This is a genomic window from Porphyromonas miyakawae (assembly GCF_045865415.1).
In the GTDB taxonomy this organism is placed as follows: Bacteria; Bacteroidota; Bacteroidia; order Bacteroidales; family Porphyromonadaceae; genus Porphyromonas; species Porphyromonas miyakawae.
This window is the reverse complement of the sequence record NZ_BAAFSF010000001.1, coordinates 974,631-995,611: the sequence shown is the minus strand read 5'-3', so window position 1 is coordinate 995,611 and position 20,981 is coordinate 974,631. Positions and strand designations below refer to the sequence as shown.

At 43.8% G+C, this 20,981-nt stretch carries 15 protein-coding genes and 2 tRNA genes; 4 read left to right on the top strand and 13 right to left on the bottom strand.

Annotated features, from left to right (window positions below):
• The first annotated feature begins 316 nt into the window (after positions 1-316).
• Positions 317-1,198 carry a fructose bisphosphate aldolase gene (locus ACLWMH_RS04060; protein WP_411915467.1) on the top strand — a complete coding sequence of 294 codons (882 nt, stop codon included), beginning with the start codon at positions 317-319 and terminating at the stop codon, positions 1,196-1,198.
• Between the two features lie 149 nt (positions 1,199-1,347).
• On the opposite strand, the gene ACLWMH_RS04055 is transcribed toward ACLWMH_RS04060, so the two are convergent.
• The 6 genes from ACLWMH_RS04055 to ACLWMH_RS04030 form a co-directional block, all read right to left on the bottom strand.
• Positions 1,348-2,601, bottom strand: a complete 1,254-nt coding sequence (locus tag ACLWMH_RS04055; RefSeq protein WP_411915466.1) for a Y-family DNA polymerase — start codon at positions 2,599-2,601, stop codon at positions 1,348-1,350.
• A gap of 25 nt (positions 2,602-2,626) precedes the next feature.
• Positions 2,627-3,055 (bottom strand): LexA family protein, encoded by a 429-nt coding sequence (locus tag ACLWMH_RS04050; protein WP_411915465.1) that lies wholly within the window; start codon positions 3,053-3,055, stop codon positions 2,627-2,629.
• A 1-nt stretch (position 3,056) separates the two neighbouring features.
• On the bottom strand, positions 3,057-3,638 hold the full coding sequence (gmk, locus tag ACLWMH_RS04045) for a guanylate kinase (protein WP_411915464.1): 582 nt from the start codon (positions 3,636-3,638) through the stop codon (positions 3,057-3,059).
• A 5-nt stretch (positions 3,639-3,643) separates the two neighbouring features.
• Complete coding sequence (locus tag ACLWMH_RS04040; protein ID WP_411915463.1) at positions 3,644-4,549, bottom strand: YicC/YloC family endoribonuclease; 906 nt, start codon at positions 4,547-4,549, stop codon at positions 3,644-3,646.
• A 5-nt stretch (positions 4,550-4,554) separates the two neighbouring features.
• Positions 4,555-7,890 carry a preprotein translocase subunit SecA gene (gene secA, locus ACLWMH_RS04035; RefSeq protein ID WP_411915462.1) on the bottom strand — a complete coding sequence of 1,112 codons (3,336 nt, stop codon included), beginning with the start codon at positions 7,888-7,890 and terminating at the stop codon, positions 4,555-4,557.
• Between the two features lie 94 nt (positions 7,891-7,984).
• Positions 7,985-9,280 (bottom strand): lipoprotein N-acyltransferase Lnb domain-containing protein, encoded by a 1,296-nt coding sequence (locus ACLWMH_RS04030; RefSeq protein ID WP_411915461.1) that lies wholly within the window; start codon positions 9,278-9,280, stop codon positions 7,985-7,987.
• Between the two features lie 689 nt (positions 9,281-9,969).
• Here ACLWMH_RS04030 and ACLWMH_RS04025 point away from each other — a divergent pair.
• Positions 9,970-10,042: transfer RNA gene (locus ACLWMH_RS04025), tRNA-His, on the top strand.
• A gap of 72 nt (positions 10,043-10,114) precedes the next feature.
• Positions 10,115-10,720 carry an IMPACT family protein gene (locus ACLWMH_RS04020; RefSeq protein ID WP_411915460.1) on the top strand — a complete coding sequence of 202 codons (606 nt, stop codon included), beginning with the start codon at positions 10,115-10,117 and terminating at the stop codon, positions 10,718-10,720.
• Here ACLWMH_RS04020 and ACLWMH_RS04015 read toward each other — a convergent pair.
• Together ACLWMH_RS04015 and ACLWMH_RS04010 are read right to left on the bottom strand one after the other, a co-directional pair.
• Positions 10,685-11,308, bottom strand: a complete 624-nt coding sequence (locus ACLWMH_RS04015; protein ID WP_411915459.1) for a ribonuclease HII — start codon at positions 11,306-11,308, stop codon at positions 10,685-10,687. The genes ACLWMH_RS04020 and ACLWMH_RS04015 overlap by 36 nt on opposite strands.
• Complete coding sequence (locus ACLWMH_RS04010) at positions 11,308-12,528, bottom strand: aminotransferase class V-fold PLP-dependent enzyme (RefSeq protein ID WP_411915458.1); 1,221 nt, start codon at positions 12,526-12,528, stop codon at positions 11,308-11,310. Before ACLWMH_RS04010 ends, ACLWMH_RS04015 begins: the two co-directional genes overlap by 1 nt.
• Before the next feature lie 110 nt (positions 12,529-12,638).
• Between ACLWMH_RS04010 and ACLWMH_RS04005 the strand changes: the two genes are divergently transcribed.
• A tRNA-Ala gene (locus ACLWMH_RS04005) sits at positions 12,639-12,712 on the top strand.
• Between the two features lie 31 nt (positions 12,713-12,743).
• On the opposite strand, the gene porW is transcribed toward ACLWMH_RS04005, so the two are convergent.
• The 5 genes from porW to ACLWMH_RS03980 all read right to left on the bottom strand — a co-directional run bounded on the left by porW (position 12,744) and on the right by ACLWMH_RS03980 (position 20,896).
• Positions 12,744-16,043, bottom strand: coding sequence for a type IX secretion system periplasmic lipoprotein PorW/SprE (porW, locus tag ACLWMH_RS04000; RefSeq protein WP_411915457.1), 3,300 nt, complete (start codon positions 16,041-16,043; stop codon positions 12,744-12,746).
• Positions 16,044-16,049: 6 nt separating this feature from the next.
• Positions 16,050-16,493 (bottom strand): hypothetical protein, encoded by a 444-nt coding sequence (locus ACLWMH_RS03995; protein WP_411915456.1) that lies wholly within the window; start codon positions 16,491-16,493, stop codon positions 16,050-16,052.
• A gap of 23 nt (positions 16,494-16,516) precedes the next feature.
• Positions 16,517-17,815: a hypothetical protein gene (locus tag ACLWMH_RS03990; protein ID WP_411915455.1), complete on the bottom strand. Its 1,299-nt coding sequence runs from the start codon at positions 17,813-17,815 to the stop codon at positions 16,517-16,519.
• Positions 17,816-18,202: 387 nt separating this feature from the next.
• A complete protein-coding gene (gene crcB / locus ACLWMH_RS03985; RefSeq protein WP_411915454.1) occupies positions 18,203-18,580 on the bottom strand; it encodes a fluoride efflux transporter CrcB in 378 nt (125 codons plus the stop codon).
• Between the two features lie 9 nt (positions 18,581-18,589).
• Complete coding sequence (locus ACLWMH_RS03980) at positions 18,590-20,896, bottom strand: TonB-dependent receptor (protein ID WP_411915453.1); 2,307 nt, start codon at positions 20,894-20,896, stop codon at positions 18,590-18,592.
• Between the last annotated feature and the right edge of the window lie 85 nt (positions 20,897-20,981).

The window sequence follows — 20,981 nt, the reverse complement described above, 5'->3', positions numbered from 1 at the left end:
CTGTTTTTTCCTTCAGTGTGAATTACAAAAACCCTACAGGGTATTTATGGAAACCCTATAGGGTATTTGCAGAAACCCTATAGCCTTTTTGGGAAAAAGTATAAGTGTTTTGTGAGAGAACTATGATGAAAGAAGGGAATTTTATCGTACTCTTTAACAAAACATAATAGGGCATCGTTTCGATTGTAATCTGTAAAGCAGATAATAATAGATGGGGTATAATACCAAAAGTAATTGCCGGCTTTCTATTCTCGCATTAAAAGCGTATCTTTGTGGTAGAAGGAAGTAACAAATTTCTAAACCTCGACAAATCGACATGAACAAAGAACAACTCGCGAAAATGAAGCAAGGAAAAGGCTTCATCGCTGCACTTGACCAAAGTGGAGGCTCAACGCCTAAGGCCCTTAGAACGTATGGTATTGAGGCTGATCAATACAACGGAGATGAAGAAATGTTTAAGCTCGTTCACGAGATGAGAACGCGTATGATGACTTCTCCTGCATTCAAGGGAGATCGCATCATTGGTGTAATCTTGTTTGAGCGTACCATGCGCGATAAAGTGGAAGGAATGCCAACGGCTGACTACGTGTGGGAGAAGAAAGGCATTGTTCCTTTCCTTAAGGTGGATAAGGGTCTACAAGAGGAAAAGAATGGTGTTCAGCTGATGAAGGACTTCCCCGGCTTGGAAGAACTTCTTGCCGATGGTGTCAAGTATCATGTATTTGGTACTAAGATGCGTAGCTTCATCAAGTCGGCTAATAAAGAAGGTATTAAAGCTATCGTAGATCAGCAATTTGAGTGGGCTGAGCGGATTCTGAAAGCAGGTCTTGTACCTATTATTGAGCCTGAAGTGGACATTCATGCAACTGATAAAAAGGAAGCAGAAGTAATCCTTAGAGATGAACTGAAGCGTCATCTTGACAAAGTAAGTGCCCCTGTAATCTTTAAGCTGAGCATACCTACAGAAGCAAATTTCTATGAAGAGTTGATCTCTCATCCCAATCTAATTCGCATGGTAGCTCTCTCAGGGGGGTATACCCGCGAAGATGCTAACAAGAAGTTAGCGGCTAATCATGGTATGATTGCTTCTTTCTCGCGTGCTCTGTGCGAGGGACTAAAGGCAAGCCAGACAGATGATGAGTTTAATAAGCTATTTGCTGATTCTATAGAGTCGGTGTATGAGGCTTCTATCAAGTAAATAAAGCGATAAGCAAGTTTTATAATGAAAGTGGAGTACTGATGCGGTACTCCACTTTTTTATTACGACCTAATAAGCCAATAGGTCATGTAAGTATAAATAAAAATAAAGAAGTAGTTGCCCGCATAAAGCGCTAGCCATTATGGACTTTATTTAACCGTTAGAATTTCATCCCAGCGTGTAGAGTAACGAGGCGATACGTTTTTGTGGTTGGTAACTTTTTCCAAAGTATTAGTAACGGCAGATGCAGGCATAAGAGCGTTCTTACCGAATTGATTTCGTAGTGTATCAATCGTCTTTGAAAGTCTATTAGCCGCTTGCTCTACTTCGTGAGAAACAAAAAGATTGGTATTTGTACCTTCCGGTACCAAGTGGGTATATACAATACCACATTGCTTATATGGAATTCCCTCTTTGAAAATAGAGGTCAAGGCAGAGCGGAGTAGGGGGGCAATGATGCTAAGCGAATTAGTGGAATTATCGAATTGAAATTCAATCATACGGGCCTCTCCTTTGTATCGTTCGTCAAATCGACTGGGAGCGATGAATAGGGAGCATCTTGTCGCAGATAATCCCTGCTTCCGTAATTCTGTAGTACAGAGATCTGCAAAATGTATAATCAAGGAGAATAGCGGATCAAACTCTGTGAGGGGAATGGCTAACGAGCGAGAGTGTGATATAGAGGCACGGGGTCGCTCTCTTTTTAATGGAATAACTCTCTGACCAAGAAGCTCTAAGCGGGTTTGTTCCCCTTGTATAGTCATATTCTTTAGCACCCACTCACTTCTCAGTTGCGTAAAATCGTAGGCATTAAGAATTCCCTTAACCATAAGACGAGCTGTGTGACGTCGGCCAATTCCCCATACATCTCCTATAGGTACCTGCTGAAGAATTGCCTTGCATTCTGTCCCATCAGTAAGTACTTTTACCCCTCCTAACTCAATGTGCTTTTTAGCTTCTTTAGAGGCTATTTTAGCAAGAGTTTTTGTGTGGGCAATTCCTATACTTACTGGAATACCGATCCCTTTCAGAATACGTTTGCGTAGTGCACGAGCTTCTTCTTCAGCCCATGGAAGCTTTGGCATCATCACGAAGCACTCGTCAATAGAATATATCTCTTGCTCCGGAAAATGCTCTGCTATTAACGTCATGATGCGAAGGGATAAATCGCCATAGAGTTCGTAATTCGAAGAGCGTACGATTACATTATGTGCTTTGATTATCGGAGACGCTTTAAATAGAGGTATTCCCATAGGAATCCCAAGTTGTTTAGCCTCTTCGGATCTGGCTATGACGCAGCCGTCATTATTAGACAATACAACAACGGGAAGGTTGTTCAATTCGGGATGAAAGACCCGTTCGCATGACACGAAGAAGTTATTGCAATCAATGAGCCCTATCATAGAGTGCCGGTGCTCTTGCAGACAATTATCTGACTTTGTGAATGCAATAAGTTACAACTCCCCAAATAAAGAGATCGTCCCCTTCTACCACTTCTATTTTCTCAAACTCTTTGTTGGCAGGAACGAGGTAAAGGACACCGTTAATGTGTTGTAGACGCTTGACAGTGAATTCGTTATTAAGACAACAAATGACCACATCCCCCTCTTGGGGATCAAGGTCTCTATCAACCACAAGGATATCTTTGTCTAATATATTGGCCTCTTCCATAGAGTTCCCATCCACTCTGGCAAGGAAAGTAGTCGCAGGATGATGAATAAGCTCTTCGTTAAGGTTAATGCCAATCTCTTCCACATCCGGAGCCGGTGTGGGAAATCCGGCTTTGACTCCGCCATCTACAAGAGGGAGTATTTGCTGCTCAATGGAATTGTCGGATAATGGATAAACCCTTATCATACTATTCTTTTCTTAAGAACGTGCGAATAGCGTCAGCAACTTCTATAACCGCTCTATCTAAGTTGTCATTGATAATAGCAATATCAAAGCGTGGTGCAAGGCTTAATTCATAAGCTGCACGGCTTAGTCGCTGCTCAATTACCTCTGCCGAGTCAGTAGCTCTATTTATTAAGCGTTCACGCAGTATCTCTAAGGAAGGCGGCTCCAAGAAAATAGCAAATGCTGTAGCTCCAAATCGCTCTTTGATGCTTAGCGCGCCCTCGACATCAATATCCAAAAGGAGATTCCTATTTGCCTCTGAAATGCGAATCAACTCACTATGCAACGTGCCATAAAAACGCCCCGGATAAACTTCTACACATTCAATGAACTCCCCTTCATTACGGAGCGTTTGCAAGCGCTCCTCAGAGAGAAAGTAGTAGTCAACTCCGTCTTGTTCGCCTATACGAGGCGGCCTATTAGTAGCAGATATAGAAAAACTGAGATTCAGTGTAGGATCATCTATAATGCGGGAAATAACTGTACTCTTTCCTGTCCCACTGGGCGCTGATATGATGATGATTTTTGGTTGAGTATCTGCCATGAGTATTAAAGTACGTTGAGAATCTGCTCTTTAATTTGCTCTAAATAATCCTTCATGCGAACCACCTTGTGTTGCATAGTACTCTCGTTGCTCTTTGAACCTAACGTATTGATCTCACGTCCCATTTCTTGTGCAATAAAGCCAAGCTTTTTCCCAACCCCTTGAGCAATATTACTATTGATTGTCTCGGTAAAATATGCAATATGTTTAGCAAGACGGTTTACCTCTTCGTTTACATCAAGCTTCTCAATATAATAGATGAGCTCTTGTTCTAAACGCCCTTTATCATACTCCACTACTCCTTCTGTGAGAGAGAGAGCTTCGCTCAGTTTTTCCCGAATATTAGTGATGCGTTGCGGAGCTAAAGCTACAGTCTCAATGCGCTCTTGCTCAATAGCGTGCAGATTATCCATTAAGATCTTCTCAAGCATCTTACCCTCACTTGCTCTGAAAGCATTAACGCCTTGTAAAGCCTCCTCAGTAAGCTGTTGAATAAGCTGTTCCTCCTCAGGTGTCATTTCTTTGTATTGTGTTTCTTCGCGAGGGAGAATAACTCCGGGCATAGAGAGCAACTTAATAAAGAAAGGATCTTGTACAGTCAACCCAAGTTTCATTGCCGCTCTTTGGCATTCCTCATTATAAGAGGTTAAGCAAGTCATATCAATTAGCTTGCTCATTGGGGAGGGAGTGTCTGTTGATATATCCGAGATATTTAGAGCAACCTCTATTCGCCCTCTTGTAAGTGCTTGTACAACTGTGGCTCTAATAACAGATTCCAGGTCCTTATAGGACTGAGGCAAGCGGATAGTTATATCCGCTTGCTTGCTGTTGAGAGTTTTTATAGTGAGCGTGTAGCTCTTGTTGTCCAAGGTAGCCGTGGCTGTGCCAAAGCCTGTCATGGAGCTTATCATATCAATTACAGATCTTTGCCGTGGCAGTTCTTATATTTTTTCCCACTTCCGCAAGGGCATGGGTCATTGCGGCCGATTTTTTTCTCTGCTATGATTGGCTGCTGCTTAAGAGGCGCATTACCACCGGCACTCTGAGAGGCAGTGCGTTGCATCTGTCGCGACTCTTCCAATACGTCATCCTTACGAGTACTATATCGGCTCATATCGCTTCTGCGTTCAGGAGCAGCTTCGCGAACATTTACATTCTGTTCACCGCTTCCTTGATCCGGCATGGGAATATGTGCACGCATTAGAATAGAAGCGGTCTTTCTGTTCATGGTTTCTACCATGTTCTTAAATAGTTCGTAGCTTTCAAGCTTATAAATGAGTAGAGGATCTTTGTTCTCATAAGCAGCACTTTGTACAGAGTTGCGCAGTTCATCCATTTCCCGCAAGTGCTCTTTCCACGCCTCATCAATCGTATAGAGAGAAATGCTCTTCTCAATATCTTTGAGTAGTGCACGACCCTCTGTTTCATCTGATTCCTTAAGGTTAGTCGCAATGTTGTAGGCACGCTTGCCATCAGTAATGGGTACAATGATACGCTCAAACTTATCTCCGCGCTGCTCCCGCACCTGATGTATAATAGGATAGGCAATAGCAGCAATAGCATCAAGCTTTCTCTTATAAGCTGCATACACCTGATCAAATACATCCGCTGCTAATACATCCGCCTTTGTCTTATGGAATTGCTCTTCACTTATTGAGCTTTCAACAGCGAGGGTGCTGAGCATCTCATGTTTGAAGGTTTCAAAGTCATCGGCTTCTTTGTTTTTTTCTACAATTTGCTCTGTGACATCATAGAGAGTGTTGAGCGTATCCAATCCAATACGTTCTCCCATCAATGCGTGGCGACGACGTGTATAGATCACTTCACGCTGCGAATTCATTACGTCATCGTACTCGAGCAAACGCTTACGAATACCGAAGTTATTCTCTTCAACTTTCTTTTGGGCTCGTTCAACATTCTTAGAGAGCATTTTATTTTCCAATACATCTCCCTCCTTAAAGCCCATTCTATCCATCAAGCTAGCTATTCGATCACTGGCAAAAAGGCGCATCAAATGGTCTTCTAATGAGATGAAGAAGACGGATGAACCCGGATCTCCCTGACGTCCGCTTCGTCCTCGCAACTGACGGTCTACTCGGCGTGACTCATGACGCTCTGTGCCTATGATAGCTAAACCACCGGCATCTCGAACTTCTTGGGATAGTTTGATGTCCGTACCACGGCCGGCCATGTTGGTGGCTATGGTTACTGTTCCCTTCTTTCCTGCTTCTGCAACGATCTCTGCTTCCTTCTGATGTAATTTAGCATTCAATACATTGTGAGGAATCTTTTTAAGAGAAAGCATCTTGCTGAGCAATTCACTGATCTCCACGGAGGTAGTACCTACCAATACAGGACGTCCTTCGTTAATCAAGCTTTCTATTTCATCAATGACAGCTTTGTACTTCTCACGAGCTGTTTTATAGATACGGTCATTCATATCCTTACGGATAACCGGCTTGTTGGTAGGAATAACGACCACATCAAGTTTGTATATATCCCAGAATTCACCTGCTTCTGTCTCAGCTGTACCGGTCATCCCTGCGAGCTTATGATACATACGGAAATAGTTCTGAAGCGTAATAGTGGCAAATGTTTGCGTGGCTGCTTCTACTTTAACTCGTTCCTTTGCCTCAATCGCTTGATGTAACCCATCGGAATAGCGACGTCCTTCCATTATACGGCCGGTCTGTTCATCAACAATCATCACTTTATTGTCAATGACTACATACTGGTCATCCTTTTCAAATAATGCGTAGGCCTTGAAAAGCTGGTTGACTGTGTGTACGCGCTCACTCTTGATAGCATAATCAGTAACTATCTCATCTCTTTTTTCTGCTTTTGCTTCTGGAGTAAGTTCTTCAGCATCGAGCATAGAGAGCTGTGAAGCTATGTCAGGCAATACGAAGAATTGCGAATCTTGTGTACCTCGAGAAAGGAATTCCTGCCCTAAGTCTGTCAAATTGATGCTTTGCATCTTTTCATCAATCACAAAGTACAAAGGATCGGTTACAATATGCATTTGGCGCATATTGTCTTGCATGTAGAGTTCCTCTGTTTTGAGCATTGTGCTCTTGACGCCAGGTTCACTGAGATACTTGATTAAAGCTTTATTCTTAGGAAGTCCCTTGTATGATCTAAATAAAAGTAGAGCTCCCTCTTCTTGCTCCTTCTTATCTGTGCTCTGCATCTTTTTCTTTGCGTCAATTAAGAGTTGACTGCAAAGTTTGCGCTGCGCCTCTACTACCTTCTCTACATTAGGAAGATAGGTCTCAAAAAGTTGCTCTTCACCTTTTGGGGTGGGTCCTGAGATAATCAACGGAGTTCGCGCATCATCAATGAGCACAGAGTCAACCTCATCGACAATTGCATAGTTATGCTTCCGCTGAACTAAATCGGAGGGAGACACTGCCATATTATCACGCAAGTAGTCGAAACCAAACTCATTGTTTGTACCAAAGGTTATATCTGCATTATAGGCAGTACGACGCCCATCCGAGTTGGGCTTATGGTTGTCAATACAGTCTACCGTGAGTCCATGGAACATGTAGAGAGGCCCCATCCACTCAGCATCTCGTTTGGAAAGATAATCATTTACGGTTACCACATGAACCCCTCGTCCGGTGAGTGCATTAAGGAATACCGGCAGGGTAGCGACGAGTGTTTTTCCTTCTCCGGTGGCCATCTCTGCGATCTTTCCTTTATGAAGAACTACACCTCCGATGAGCTGTACATCGTAGTGAACCATGTCCCATATAATCTCATTACCTCCTGCCATCCAGTGGTTTTGGTAGATGGCCTGATCTCCTTCAATAGTGACAAAGTCCTTCGTAGCAGCTAATTTTTTATCTTGTTCGTTTGCCTGAACAATGATATGCTCGTTTTCCTTAAAGCGACGAGCTGTATCCTTCATTATAGCAAATGCTTCAGGAAGTATTTCATCGAGGATCTCCTCATTCTTGTCTAATATTTCTTCCCTTAGTTTATCTATATGCTTCCAAGCCTCGTCACGTTGCTCTAAATTGAGCTCTTCGAGACCTTCCTTAAGCTTTTCTATTTCGTCTACCTTATCTTGCGTATAGTCTGCGATACGTTTGCGTAGTGCATCGGTGCGAGCTCGCAATTCATCGTTGGAGAGTTTCTCTATAGTAGGATATATTTCCTTGATCTTAGTCACGTAGGGAGTAACCTCTTTAAGGTCACGTTGTGACTTATTTCCAAATAATTTGGATAAGAATTGGGTCAATGCCATTGTTTCTTTTATTTAGTGCTTACAAGAAGCAAAGTTAGGTCATTTTTAGTTATTAGTGAGCAATACTGCTTTCATCACCCTATTAAGTAGTGCTTTACGCATATTGTTGCTTTTTTATCCTTAATCGAGGTGTTGTGCGTGGTAACAACTTATTGTAACGAGATACCCAAAAAGATATAAGTAGTAAAGCTGCTGACAGCATATAAAGAGAGGGACTGAAATGCTGCCCCGTACTCCACGAGAGCACTAAGAGAAAGAGTAATTGTAGCAATATATTTATATAATGATACAAATGTGCGACGAGGCTATTGCGGAAGAAAAGCAACAGGGGTAGTCCCAAAAAGAAGTGGAGCGGATGAATGCTTACTAATGTCCAATTTGGAGCTGTTAGTGGGTGTAGCGATATTACTGTTAGGAAGAAGGTAAGACAGCCGGCTAATCCCATAACCCCCAGCATAATTGCACTCCATGTACGCATGAAATAAGCTTTCCCTCGTGCAGTGAGTGCCCCAATGAGGGTTATAAGCAGTAGATAAAGGCATACCGCAAAGGGTTGAAATACCCATGGAGTACTTTTGAGTGGTTCCTGCTCCTTTAGCTGTGGATAGGTTTGCTCGGCTATTACTGCCTGACGCACGTTTCCTGCTGTATCCTCAAACTGTGCCTCTCTAATAATATTTCTCATGTAGATTGGAAGAAATAGCTGATCATGAGCTTCAATTGGTGTATCAGCCGGTTTGCCTAATACCATATCCGTCCCAAACTTAAGCCACGGACGCTGTTTACTGCTTTGATCAACCATGGTGCGGCGTGTAGTGGTAGGGGTGTTTTGTGGTAGAATAAGTCTTCCTTGTAACGATTTCTCTAAGAGAACAATAGGTCGGGTAGCGCAGTTATCAAAAACGAAGTCATAGTGGTAAAAACGATTCCCCGGCTTGAGATTCTCTTCTACTAAAGAGAGAAAGTGCTCTGCCTCTTCTTGAGATAGATTGAGCACCAATTCGCTTACTTCACAGCCATCAGAGGTATAGTTGTATATGTATTGCTCTGTAGGTTGCTCTGCCAGCATGTAGTCTGTACTTGTACCTGCTACAAAGCGTGGTATAAATCCGGGCGCCTCAAAGTCAAAAATACCCCAATTGTATACACGGTCTTGCCCATCGCTACTAACCACTCTCACTGCTGCATGCCCATAGATAGTCCAAATATGCTCTTCCAGAGAGGGAACTACAAGCAAGCTTATGGTGTGTCGAACCGGCTGTGAAAGCGTATCGGCTACTACGGTTTCGTGCGACAATATATTTTCTCCTTTGCTCCATTTAGGAAGTATACAACTCAGCATACTCCATAGCACTATTACAACGAGGTGTCTAATTTTTATTTTGTCCATTTAGCGATTCTTCTTTCCCCCTTTTACTTAAAAAAATCGTTTGGCATATACCGATGTCATCCGTTTTCGTGAGAGTTTTTAGCTTCTCTCTTTGATACCTATTTGGATAGCGGAGTTTACTACTCAAAAGTCCATCGATAAGCTCCTATTACGAAAGGAAAGTGAAAGGGTTGTTATTGTTGCTCACTCAGTGTGTAACAAACGCATCTTTGGCATTTGCCATTATTCTTATTCTACCTCAAAAGTAACCATAAATAATGTATTGACAAAGGGATACTTTGCACGATATGAGTGCTCTCTTGATGGTGGCTATCTCTTTCATCTGGTAAGGTCCTTTTTACGATTAGCGTACACTTAGATCACGCTCTCTATCTAAATTTCATTATTCCTATGATCAATATTATATTTCAACCCATATTACTCCAAAAAAACATCTGTATCTTTTGATTCACTTGTCTATACCTTTTGAATAATAGATCTGTATCTTTCAATTGAAACATCTATACCTTTTAATTACTTTGTTCAATATCTTTTTCTCGCCTATACAAGTATACATTTAACTTACGCATATGTACGAAAGTAGTCTGCTTTGTGAGGTTCAAGGGGAGCGGAAATTTTGTCATGTTAAAGTCTTTCTCTATCTTTGCACCACTGTTTGGAGAACAGTTGCTGCAAAATGCAGTAAAATGGTGGTCGTAGCTCAGCTGGCAGAGTCCCAGATTGTGGTTCTGGTTGTCGTGGGTTCGAGCCCCACCGGCCACCCGGGAGAGTTAGTGGTAAGTGAAGAGGAGGAAATGATCATGTATTCATGCCATTACCTCCTCTTTTTTGCATATGTGCGATAAGGATAGTTATTACTCGATAGCTGAAGAGAGTGAAGCTCGCTATACGATTCAGCGTAGTCGCTTCATTGGTTTTGCCCATCCTGTGCGAAGTGAAGAGGAAGGAAAATCTATTATTGCTGTCTACCAAAAGCGATTCTTTGATGCTACACACGTAGCATGGGCTTACGCAATAGGAATTGATAGAGAGCCCAATAGGGCCAATGATGATGGAGAGCCTTCCGGTACAGCAGGGCGGCCTATTTATGGTGCCATCCTGTCACAGAATGTCAGTGACGTTGTTGTCTTGGTAGTTCGCTACTTTGGTGGGGTTAAATTGGGTACATCCGGATTAATCAGTGCTTATGGAGAATGTGCTAAAATGGCATTAGAGAGCGCTTCCAAGAAGGAAATCATACTTAAAGAGCAGCTCTCCATACGCTTCAATCCCGAGTTAACCGGCATCGTGATGAACCGAGTGCATAATGCAAGCGGAGAGATAATAGCTCACGGTTATGCGGATGGGCTGTCTCTGCTTGAAATACGGCTTAGACAGAGTGAGGTCGGCCGTTTGAGATCCGATTTAGACGCCCTTTACGGAGTCTTTTTCGACGAATAGATTCTCTTCCGGCAAGCATCGGAAACTCTTTCTATGGTATTGAGTCAGTCCATATCTGGCGATAGCTGCACGATGCTCTTTGGTGGGATACCCGGCATTATGCTCCCAGCCGTATTGGGGATACTCGATAGCTAAACGATCCATGTACTCATCACGGTGTGTTTTAGCAAGAATAGAAGCTGCAGCAATAGGAAGAAGTGTGGCATCCCCTTTGACAATACATCGATGAGGAATACTCGGATATGGGGTAAAGCGATTGCCATCAATAAGCAGTCTGTCAGGAATTTGCTGCAAGGCTTGAATCGCACGATGCATTGCTAAAAATGAAGCATGCAGTATATTGATGCGATCAATTTCCTCTTGTGTGGCTACTCCTACGGCCCATGCAATAGCCTCTTGCTCTATTAAAGTCCTCAGTTTATTTCGCTGATGCTTGGTAAGCTGCTTAGAGTCATTGATGCCGGGAAGAGCTATTTCGGGATCCCATATGACAGCAGCTGCATATACACCTCCAACCAAGGCCCCTCTACCGGCTTCATCGCATCCTGCTTCTAATAAGCCATCATTAATGAAATAGGGTGCCAGCATCAGCGACGTAATATTTTTACGGCACGTTGAACGGCTTGAATAAGTTTGTCCACCTCTTCCTCTGTATTATAGATACCCATAGAGGCTCTCAGCGTAGCGGTTACTGAGCAAGCATTCATAAGAGGTTCAGCACAGTGATGGCCACTTCGTAGAGCAAAACCTAACTCATCTAAAAGAATTCCCAAATCGTAGGGATGGACACCATCACATACAAAGGTGACCACAGCCTCTTTACGGGGAGCCGCTCCAAGGATGCTGATACCCTTAATTGTCGCCAAACCATCGGTTAGCTTATGGAGTAGTAATTGCTCGTGCTGAGAGATAGTATCAAATCCTATGCGGGTGATGAAGTCCACAGCCTTAGCTAATGCGACAGAGGATACGAAGTCGGGAGTGCCGGCCTCAAACTTATAGGGTAGTGGAGCAAAAGTGGTGCGCTCAGTTGTGACCTTGTCAATCATTTCTCCTCCAAAGAAGAATGGCGGCATCTCTTCCAACAATTTTCTTTTCCCATAAAGAACCCCTATTCCTGTTGGTCCGTACATCTTGTGTCCCGAAAACGCATAAAAATCGGCATCAATCTCTTTTACATTCACTGCCCTGTGAGCGATTGCCTGAGCTCCATCTACTACGACAAAAGCTCCGGCTTCATGTGCCTCAGCCACTAATTCCTTCACCGGATTTACCGTGCCCAGTACGTTGCTTACATGGGCAATGGCTACTATCTTCGGATGGTCTGAAAGTGCCTTTGTAAAGGCTTCACGATCTATTTCTCCTGTTTCTGTGAGAGAAACTACATGCAAAAGAGCGTTCTTACGAAGAGCCAACTGCTGCCAAGGAACAAAATTGGAATGATGCTCCATCAGCGTGGTCACGAGACTATCCCCTTGCTTCAGAAGCATATCACCAAACGAATAAGCCACCATGTTGAGAGAGGCAGTAGTACCGGAAGTAAAGATGATCTCTTCCGGAGAAGCTCCAATCCAGTTAGCAATGGTTTGACGAGCATTTTCGTGGTGCTCAGTAGCTTCTCGGCTCATCCTGTAGGTGCCGCGATGAACATTTGCGTTGCAGAAGCGGTATGCCTCTGAAATAGAATCGATAACGCAAGCCGGCTTTTGTGTTGTGGCTGCACTATCGAAATAAATAAACGATTCCTGTGATCCGTTATTGAATATGGGGAACTCCCTTCTGATTTTTTCTATTTTGCTCAGGTCCATTATGTATTTATTCAGCCTTGGTAGAGGTATCCTTACGGATGGCAAAAGTAGTGAATTCCCTTTTCTTTTACTATCTTTGCAGCGCACGCAACGAAAGTGGCGTGTCGCAAGGGGCGTTAGCTCATCTGGCTAGAGCGCGACACTGGCAGTGTCGAGGTGATCGGTTCGAGTCCGATACGCTCCACTCCTTTTCTCATTACTGTTTTTATTCCCTATTATCTTTTCCTCTGTTTACTTCGCTGCTGAGCTCTGCGTTCTTTCTCGCGTTGCCGTTGCTGCTCTTTGCGTAATCGCTCTTTCTTTTCTCTTTCCCTTTTACGTGCTTTAAGCTGCTCTTCACGCTCTTTTTTTGCTCTCTTCAGGGCCTCCTGACGCTCCCTTTTCGCTTTTCGTTCCGCTTTTATACGCTCTTGACGTAGCTTGCGTACATCTTCATATTTAATAGGAGTTTCGGCTATGGTAGTGCTGTCAGTGAGAATGAGAACACTGTCCACTATAGCACTATCCACCACTCCTGTGGAAATAGTTACGGAGTCTACAGGGAGAGGGAGGTTTTTATTTCTTGAGGTGGTAGAGTCCTGGGGTAGCGGAAGCGGTTCAATCGGCTTAACCTCCTTGTGAACCTCATTAGGCTGATCAGGTAATTCTCTAACTGTATCTTTTGGCCTATCTGTAGTAGGCTCTGCGTTACTATTTCCTTCCTCTTTGAGGATTCGCTGTTCGGCATAATGCTCTAACGGAATAGCCGCTTCCGGTAGGGAGGTAATTAGTGTATCGGCTAAATAGTTAATGTAATGTGGTAGAGAAAGCCCCGCTTTAATCTTTTGCAGATTATCCTCACTGATGGGAAGCAATAGGGCATTATCGGACAACTCTTTCATGAACCCTTCCGGAGAATAGGCTTTACGCATATAGCTTCTCATAATCGTCTTATCAGGTATAGGAGCTATATCAATGAGTAGATAGTCGGCATGCTCCTCAAGCTTTAAGTCCATTATATAATCTGTATAATGCGCAAAATTGAATGTGGCAATAGCAAATAGAAGGGCATTACGCTCAATCTTAGGTGAAGCTACGAGTAAAGCATGGTACTTATCGGTTTCAAATGAGTGGGAGAAAGTAAGACTATCCACTGCAAACTCATTATCTCCGGTGCCAAAGATTGATGAGTAGTCTAACCCTGAGTAGCCACCGGGAACCAACGTTCGTCCGGCTTTAAGTCCGGCAAGCATTTCTTGAGCTATGAGTGCAGTTTCGTCCTTACTGTACTCGCTAACGAGAGCCGTTAGCTTCTCTGAAAAGTTATTTGCATTTCCTTTTAAGGCATAGGCAAGTCCTTGTAAAAAGAGTGCCTTTGGCTTTAGTTCGGTTAATGGATATGTGCTTATCAATGAATCGAGAGTCGTTAGTACAGAAGAGGCATCTCCTCGGAAATAGGCATCGTAAGCATGTTGATAGAGCTCATTCTCTCTATCTTCTTGTTGCTTGAGAGAGAGAAGGTAATCAGGACTAGCTACTTTTTTAGTCAGTACTTCGTTGGGGTAGTACTTGATCATCATATTGCGCCACTTCAACGCTTCCTCCGCTTTATTGATTCGCTCGCAAATCATATAAAGAGTATAATAAACTCGGAATCGATTTTCATAATCCGGATAACGCCTGAGCAGGTCTTCATAAGTGTGTATAGCCGGTTCAAAGAGCTCCATTTCCTCGTTTAGGATAGCACCTGCCTCAGATAGATCTTTTTGTATAATAGCATCACTTGCCGTAATAGCCTCTTCCGAAAAAGGAAGCTGTGCAAGGTAGTACTCTCGTTTCGTTGGGTCTTGTGAGGCATCTTGCTCTTCCCCTGTGGGGGTATTGCTGATCTCTGTAGCTGTACTGTCATCTCCTTGAGTAGGCTGTGAAGTGCTTTCCAGTGTAGAGAAGCCTTTCCCGGGTACTAGCTGCTTATTACGTCGCTGCCAATCATCTTCTAATGCACGGCTCCCCCAGGTCTTTTTGAATAGAGCCTTTCCTCTTTCGATTAGTTGAGGATTGTAAAAATAGAATGAATTATCACTGATTGTGCCGGAAGGAGGAAGGATTTCCCCGGTATTCCTTTCTCCCATCTGTTCGTTGAAGCTTTGCGAACGCGATTGTTGCTCTTCCATTTGGGCCGTTCGCTTAGACTCACGCTGTTCCTTTTTGTATGCAGTAATGGCACTGTCTATAATTCGAAAGCGCTCTTGCTCGGGCATAGAAGCTAAAGCGCGCAAACTATCCTGCTCCCTTACACTGCGAAAGTGTATCGCGAGCTTATCAAGCTGTTTGCTTAGCGTTGAGAGCGTGTCATAACGTTCAAAGTTATGATCCAGAGCTCCCATTCCTAAAGAAAGCATCTCTTGGGCTGCGATAAAGTCATTTTGTGCTAAATATATCTCTGCTAAAGTAATTGCATTGAGTGCATAAGCGTGCTTTTGTTCGGTACTATGTTCTATTCCATAGGAAAAAGCTTCGATCGCTTTAATGGTATCTCTTGCTTCAAGCAGAAGCATTCCTTTCGTATAAGATACTCTGTCGACAACTGTTTTATAGCGCCCATTGTGCTGCATACTCTTCAGCTGGCGAAGGGCATTCTGTTTGTTCGATGCCGCATCAATACCGATTATATTCAGTCGGGCGGCTACCTCGGCTTCGAAAGGAGGAGCAGCGGAGATAACCTTCTTGAAGGAGTGCTTTGCCTCACTATTTTGTCCGCACTCTTGCTGTATTTGTCCCAATAGGAAGCGCAGTCGTATTCGGGTGAGCTTATCCTTCTCATATTTGATTGCCCGTTTCAGCGGTTCTATTGCCTCTGAATGATCGTCCTTAGTAAGCGCTACATCTGCCAATGCTTTTGCATACAGTCCTTTTTGCTTTCGAGTATCCTCCGATGATACTGTCGCAAGGGTGCGCTCTGCATCCGGCACCCAACCTAATGCAATATAACATCGAGACTGCCAAAGACGTGCTATGGCACGAATATTCGGTTCGTCTCGATACAAACGAGCCATATAGGAAAAGGTAGCCATAGCATCTAAGAAGTCCCCATTGTAGTACTGAGACTTACCTACCAGTATCCAAGCATTGTAGATAAATGTATTGTATTCTTTCTTTCGATAAAAAGCTGTATTGGCTTGTCTTTTACCTCTCGGTTGCTTAGGCTTTGTACGAATAGAGTGCATACGTATAGCCTTTCTGCCCTTCTCTAAAGCCCCATCAAAGGCTCCTCCCGAAGTGGTTTTCTCCTCTGCGGCTTTAGTTTGCAGGGGTTCCATAGAGAGACGCTCTGTATAGCTTTCGCTGTAGTTTTGAAGAAGTGTCGTGTAGCTTTGATCGAAGGCGGTTGCTCCGTTGTAGTAAACGTTATAGCGTGTGGTGAAGTTATGATAGAAACGAGTTGAAGCGGTGTTATTTTGTACAGAGCAACCTATGCCGAATGAGAGCAGCAAAATAAACAACAGAGAGAAAGCAAGGTAGGCTAAATGTTTCATCTCGCACTATAGCTCCGGTTGAGTCGCCTTTTCTATCGTTGTCTTAAGTTGTATAGGAAGCGCAATGCCCCTTTTGGATATGCTAGCCAACCAATCGAGCCTCTCCTCGGGTCGTAGGGTTTCAAATACCTCACGAAACTCCTCGGCCTCTTCGTCTTTGTATTGGGTAGAGGTACGCCCTTTGTATAGATCTAACTCCTCATCATCATAGTACACGATGTTGGATTTCTTTATTGGCTTGTGGTGCTCCGTGCAACAATCTCCCCCTACACAAGTAGAGCAGGGAGTTGAGGGAGTTGGCTTTTGTCCCCATGATTCAATACTTTTGTCAAGGTCGTTGAGATGCAGGGTGCGTTGTCCTCTCCGCTTAGCTTTAACTTGCCAGTAGTAGATGAACAGTGCTAAAAGCACAATACCGGGCAAGAAGGTAATAAGACTCTTCCAAATCATGTTCCAAAGTTAATCAATTGAGGCTATGTAGTAAAGCCAACTTGTCGGGCTATTGTATAAAAAGAGAGAAAACTCTTGCTCACAACTTCAGGTTCAAGGATAATAGTCTCTCTTTCGGTAGCTACCGTGAGGATAGTTGCTGCCATAGCGATGCGGTGATCGCCTATTGGATCAATATGAATCGGGCCTTTTGGCGCACTCCATTGACCTTCGAAGCTAAGGCTGTCCGAGTCGTGCGTCACTTTGTAGCCGAATGCAGCAGCTAAGCCCACAAGGCTCTCAAATCGATCACTTTCTTTGTGTGCGAGCCGTGCTAATCCGGAGAGTGTAAACTGCTTATGCTGACCTAATAGGGCAGCTAAATAGGCAGGCGCTAAGTCGGGGCATTCATCCAACTGAAACTGCAGTTTACTAGCTATAGATAGTTCTCTATTGCGCTGTAGGAGTATGCCATCCTCTCCGAAAATAGTTACTACGCCCAGTTGGAAGAAATCGTATGCAATTCGTTTATCCCCCTGAAGATCACCGCACTTGTAGCCCTCCAATAGTAGAGTAGTAGGGCCCTTTTCTTGAGCTACCCATCCGAATAGATAGGAGGCTGCAGACCAGTCTCGCTCCGGGCAGAGGAGCATTTGTCGTAGTGTTGCAGCACTGTAGGATGAAGGTTGAATGATCAGGCCGTTACTCCTTTCTTTTATTATTCCTCCTGCTTTGCACATAAGAGCTTGGGTTAAAGCCAAGTAGCTGCCTGATAGTGTTTCCGTAGGCTGAGAGAGGGTAAGCGATTCGGATAAGTAGGGGGCGATAAGCATGATTGCAGAGCGAAACTGGCTCGTATCACGGTCTATTTCACTGTCCAATACCCCTCCGCTAAGTGTTTTCTCGGCAGGGAATACGGTTACTTCAATTCCTTTGTCAGATTTATGCCAATGAATACGGGCTCCCCACTTATTGAGTTGGTTAATTAGGGGTAGAATGGGTCTTTGTGCAAGTCTGCCGCTTGTCTCAAAATGAATAGGTCGATTCGTTTTCAGAGAAGCAATGGCTATCATAAAGCGCCAAACAGCACCCGATGCACCTACAAATATGGAGTTACTCTCTCCATCAAGTAGAGACAGTACTGCTTGTTGCATCAGAGCTACGTCATCGCAACCTTTCAGACCGGGAGACCATTCTCTGAGGGAAGAAATAGAGCCCTCCAAAGCCATCATGCCCATTACGCGAATGAGATAGCTTTTGCTATAGGGCATAGAGGTAATAAAGATTGGAACATCTATGCAACACTGCCTTTTCTTATATTGAGTGGGCAACTTATACTTCATATTTACATTCCCTAATGCTTAGTTTTATAACGGATGAATAGGGTCGTTTGTTGTAACTAAGTTGTCCACAGGGTAGCAAAATAATATCGTGACTAAACGAAAATTACATCACGAAGAAAAAATTTTTTCTTCGTGAACAAAAATATTTTTCATCACAAAGAAAAATATTTTTGTACGTGACCTAATTTGGCCGACTGCTGAGGAGATTGAAGTATCACCTTATTTGGAACTGTCTACAAATAGGAACGACATATAATAGAGTGGAGTGGTATCGTGATAGGCTGAGCATCAGTTTATAAATCCACCATGGGTGTGCTTTGGGAAAAAGAGAGGGTGCCACTTACGTAGTACCCTCTCTAAGTATAAATGCAATTTCGATACTGAAAGTCAAGTCCGAAGGTTTGAGGCTAAATAAATCGCCAATCCCAATGCAAGAAAACTCAATGTTAAGGACAAGAAGACATATCCTAAAGCTTGTAGCCAAGCGCCATTCTTTAGAAGTGTAACTGTGTCCATTGAGAATGTACTGAAAGTGGTGAATCCCCCACACAGCCCCACAGCGAGTAGAAGTCGTATAGAGTTATCTCGGTGAATAGGTGCCGAATAGCGTGTCGCAATCCAACCTAGAAGAAATGATCCTACTACATTGACTAACAAAGTAGCAGTCCGACCATGCCATCCCAAGCCACTTGCAACTGCCGTTACTCCGTAGCGCAACAAGGCACCTACACCTCCTCCAATGAAAACGAATAGTATCGAGAGCATTTAGTTAGCTTACTTCCAAGGCGTATAAGTAAGCGTACACTCTATGCGACGCGGAGCAATAGACTGGAATAAGTTCCGTCCTAAAGAAGAGAAGAGGAAAGCGCGGCGCTCATTGTTGGTGATGTTACGTATGCACGCACTTAATGTGAAATGCCCCTTAGTCACGGAGGCTTGTGCTCCGAGGACTACATTAAAAGGCTCTTTGAGATCCTCTTTCGTACTCCAATAGATAGAGCCGGTGCCATTTAAATCTGCTCCAATGCTCCAGCTGCTGATAAAGGCACTTGGCTTAAGGTGGTGCGTATAGTTAGCGCGTAGAGAAAGGGTATGTGCAGGTACATATGGAATTTTCACTTCGTAGGCCGGATTAGACTCTCTCTCCGGAATGCGTAAGCGAGCGTGGGTGTAACCATAATCAGCAGCCAACAATAAAGAGGATATGGGCTTGTACACCAAACTTACTTCTGCACCAAGATATTTCCCCGTTCCATAGTTAGTCTGCTGTCTACCAAGGCCTGAGGCCACAAAGTCGGTAAGCTGTAGATCTGACGTACGCGTGGCAAAGAGTGCCACATCAAATTGTAAGCGTTTGTTGAATAGGAGACTATTGAATCCAAGTTCTAGGTTATTGCTCCGTTCTGGCTTGTAGCTCAAGCGTTCACTCAGATCCGGCTGTGGGGCTGCAGGTTTATGCATTAGTGCAGATACAATATCGGTCACTTGTCGCCCTTGTAACACTTCAGCAAAGGCCTGTTCGTTGTAGCCACCGGCTTTATATCCTTGTGAATATGAGAAGTAGGTCATCACATTCGGAGTACAGCTATACTGAAGAGCAACCTTAGGCGAGCCCTGTACGAATGTTCGATGCAGCTTGCCGTTTAGCTGAGTTGGGGCGGAAAAGGGCTTTTTATTACCATCCTTATCTACGAGATCAAATGAAAGCGCCATGCCCGTGTCGTAGTCTAAGGCTAAGCGATCAATTCCAAGATGCATGCCTAAGGTTAAGGTTAGACCACGAAGGGTAAAGAGATCATTGAGTGCATATTGTGCATAGATAGACCCGCCTAACTCAGGCTTTTTAAAAGAAAGGTCCACTCCCTGTGGTGCATCGGTGCGCAGTACTAAGCGAGCAGGCATTGGCAGCTTATCATACAGTTTATTAAACTGAGGAGCAAACATACCTTTCAAAGCATCTATTCCAAATGTGATAGGAGAATTAAGATCTACCCCTTTGTAATAGGCAAATGCGCCTGTGGATAACTGATGCCGGTTGTCCTTACTGTGCCACTTGAAAAGGGCTTCAGCTGTAGTGGCAAAAGCCTTTTGACGCTGTTGAACCGTAAATAAATCCCGAGGAGAGTAGTCTTGGTCCATCTGCATCTTATCTGTAAGATACTCGCCACTTAACGCTAAGTTGAAAGAGGTCTGCTCACGTTGACGAAGCCATAGCAAACGCATTGAAGCTATACCACGCTCATAATTGGAGGGAGCATTGAGTGCAAGTGGTTCCATAACATCCTTTTCTGCATTGTAGGGACGATATGGGAAGGCGCCTTGATCCACCCAATTGCCATAGAGCTGGAAAGAGAGATTGTCAATTGCATTGGGATGCCAGCCGACTTTTAATAAGATAGAGAGGTCTTTTTCAGAATCGGCAGGTTTACCTGTTACACTATTTGTCCAATACCCTTTACGAAAGCTTCCCTTGGTCGCTATACTGTGTGCAACTCGTGGGTTATATACAAAAGAAGTGGCAGTTTGAAAAGCAAAGAGCCCCGGATATCCACCGGTTATACTGTACTGCTCTAAACGACGATCAAAAGGCGAATAGGTACGCACGTTAATAATACCTCCTAATGCATTGCGCCCATAAAGTGTGCCTTGAGGTCCACGGAGCACTTCTATTGAATGTATCATGGGAGTGGAAAAAAGCAGTCCATTGCGGTTCATCTGAGGAACTCCATCTACGTAGACTCCTATAGACTGTCCTCCATAACGTGAGCCGACTCCTCTAATATAAAAAGCACTTGAAGCCGCTGAGCCATATTCGGGAATATGAAGATTAGGGACTATAGCAGAAAGATCCCTTACATTACGAAAGCCTCTCTGCTCCAGTTCGGTGGGGTTTATATAAGTACGTGCTGTGGGGAGTGAGCGCTCTGCATTCGTTTCTCGAGACGGAGATGTGACTACAACCTCACCAAGACGTACAGTAGCAAGAGAATCTCTCGTATCGGTTGCGGATTGCGCATGAATGAGAGAAGGAATGAAGCTACAAGCAATTGCTACGGTTAGTAGTTTTTCTAACTTGAACATTGTGTTTTTGATTTTATTTTAGGGATGAAGGTATGAGTGCCAAAAGAAGTCTGTACTGATTTAGTACAGACTTCTTAGTTGCAAC

What these genes read in the sequence shown, in the direction of transcription:
- ACLWMH_RS04015 (WP_411915459.1), bottom strand. Translation starts at nt 11,308, where the DNA reads ATGCTGGCACCCTATTTCATTAATGATGGCTTATTAGAAGCAGGATGC.
- ACLWMH_RS04060 (WP_411915467.1), top strand. Translation starts at nt 317, where the DNA reads ATGAACAAAGAACAACTCGCGAAAATGAAGCAAGGAAAAGGCTTCATC.
- ACLWMH_RS04020 (WP_411915460.1), top strand. Translation starts at nt 10,115, where the DNA reads ATGTGCGATAAGGATAGTTATTACTCGATAGCTGAAGAGAGTGAAGCT.
- ACLWMH_RS04030 (WP_411915461.1), bottom strand. Translation starts at nt 9,280, where the DNA reads ATGGACAAAATAAAAATTAGACACCTCGTTGTAATAGTGCTATGGAGT.
- ACLWMH_RS03995 (WP_411915456.1), bottom strand. Translation starts at nt 16,493, where the DNA reads ATGATTTGGAAGAGTCTTATTACCTTCTTGCCCGGTATTGTGCTTTTA.
- ACLWMH_RS04050 (WP_411915465.1), bottom strand. Translation starts at nt 3,055, where the DNA reads ATGATAAGGGTTTATCCATTATCCGACAATTCCATTGAGCAGCAAATA.
- gmk (WP_411915464.1), bottom strand. Translation starts at nt 3,638, where the DNA reads ATGGCAGATACTCAACCAAAAATCATCATCATATCAGCGCCCAGTGGG.
- porW (WP_411915457.1), bottom strand. Translation starts at nt 16,043, where the DNA reads ATGAAACATTTAGCCTACCTTGCTTTCTCTCTGTTGTTTATTTTGCTG.
- ACLWMH_RS03980 (WP_411915453.1), bottom strand. Translation starts at nt 20,896, where the DNA reads ATGTTCAAGTTAGAAAAACTACTAACCGTAGCAATTGCTTGTAGCTTC.
- ACLWMH_RS04055 (WP_411915466.1), bottom strand. Translation starts at nt 2,601, where the DNA reads ATGATAGGGCTCATTGATTGCAATAACTTCTTCGTGTCATGCGAACGG.
- secA (WP_411915462.1), bottom strand. Translation starts at nt 7,890, where the DNA reads ATGGCATTGACCCAATTCTTATCCAAATTATTTGGAAATAAGTCACAA.
- ACLWMH_RS03990 (WP_411915455.1), bottom strand. Translation starts at nt 17,815, where the DNA reads ATGAAGTATAAGTTGCCCACTCAATATAAGAAAAGGCAGTGTTGCATA.
- ACLWMH_RS04040 (WP_411915463.1), bottom strand. Translation starts at nt 4,549, where the DNA reads ATGATAAGCTCCATGACAGGCTTTGGCACAGCCACGGCTACCTTGGAC.
- crcB (WP_411915454.1), bottom strand. Translation starts at nt 18,580, where the DNA reads ATGCTCTCGATACTATTCGTTTTCATTGGAGGAGGTGTAGGTGCCTTG.
- ACLWMH_RS04010 (WP_411915458.1), bottom strand. Translation starts at nt 12,528, where the DNA reads ATGGACCTGAGCAAAATAGAAAAAATCAGAAGGGAGTTCCCCATATTC.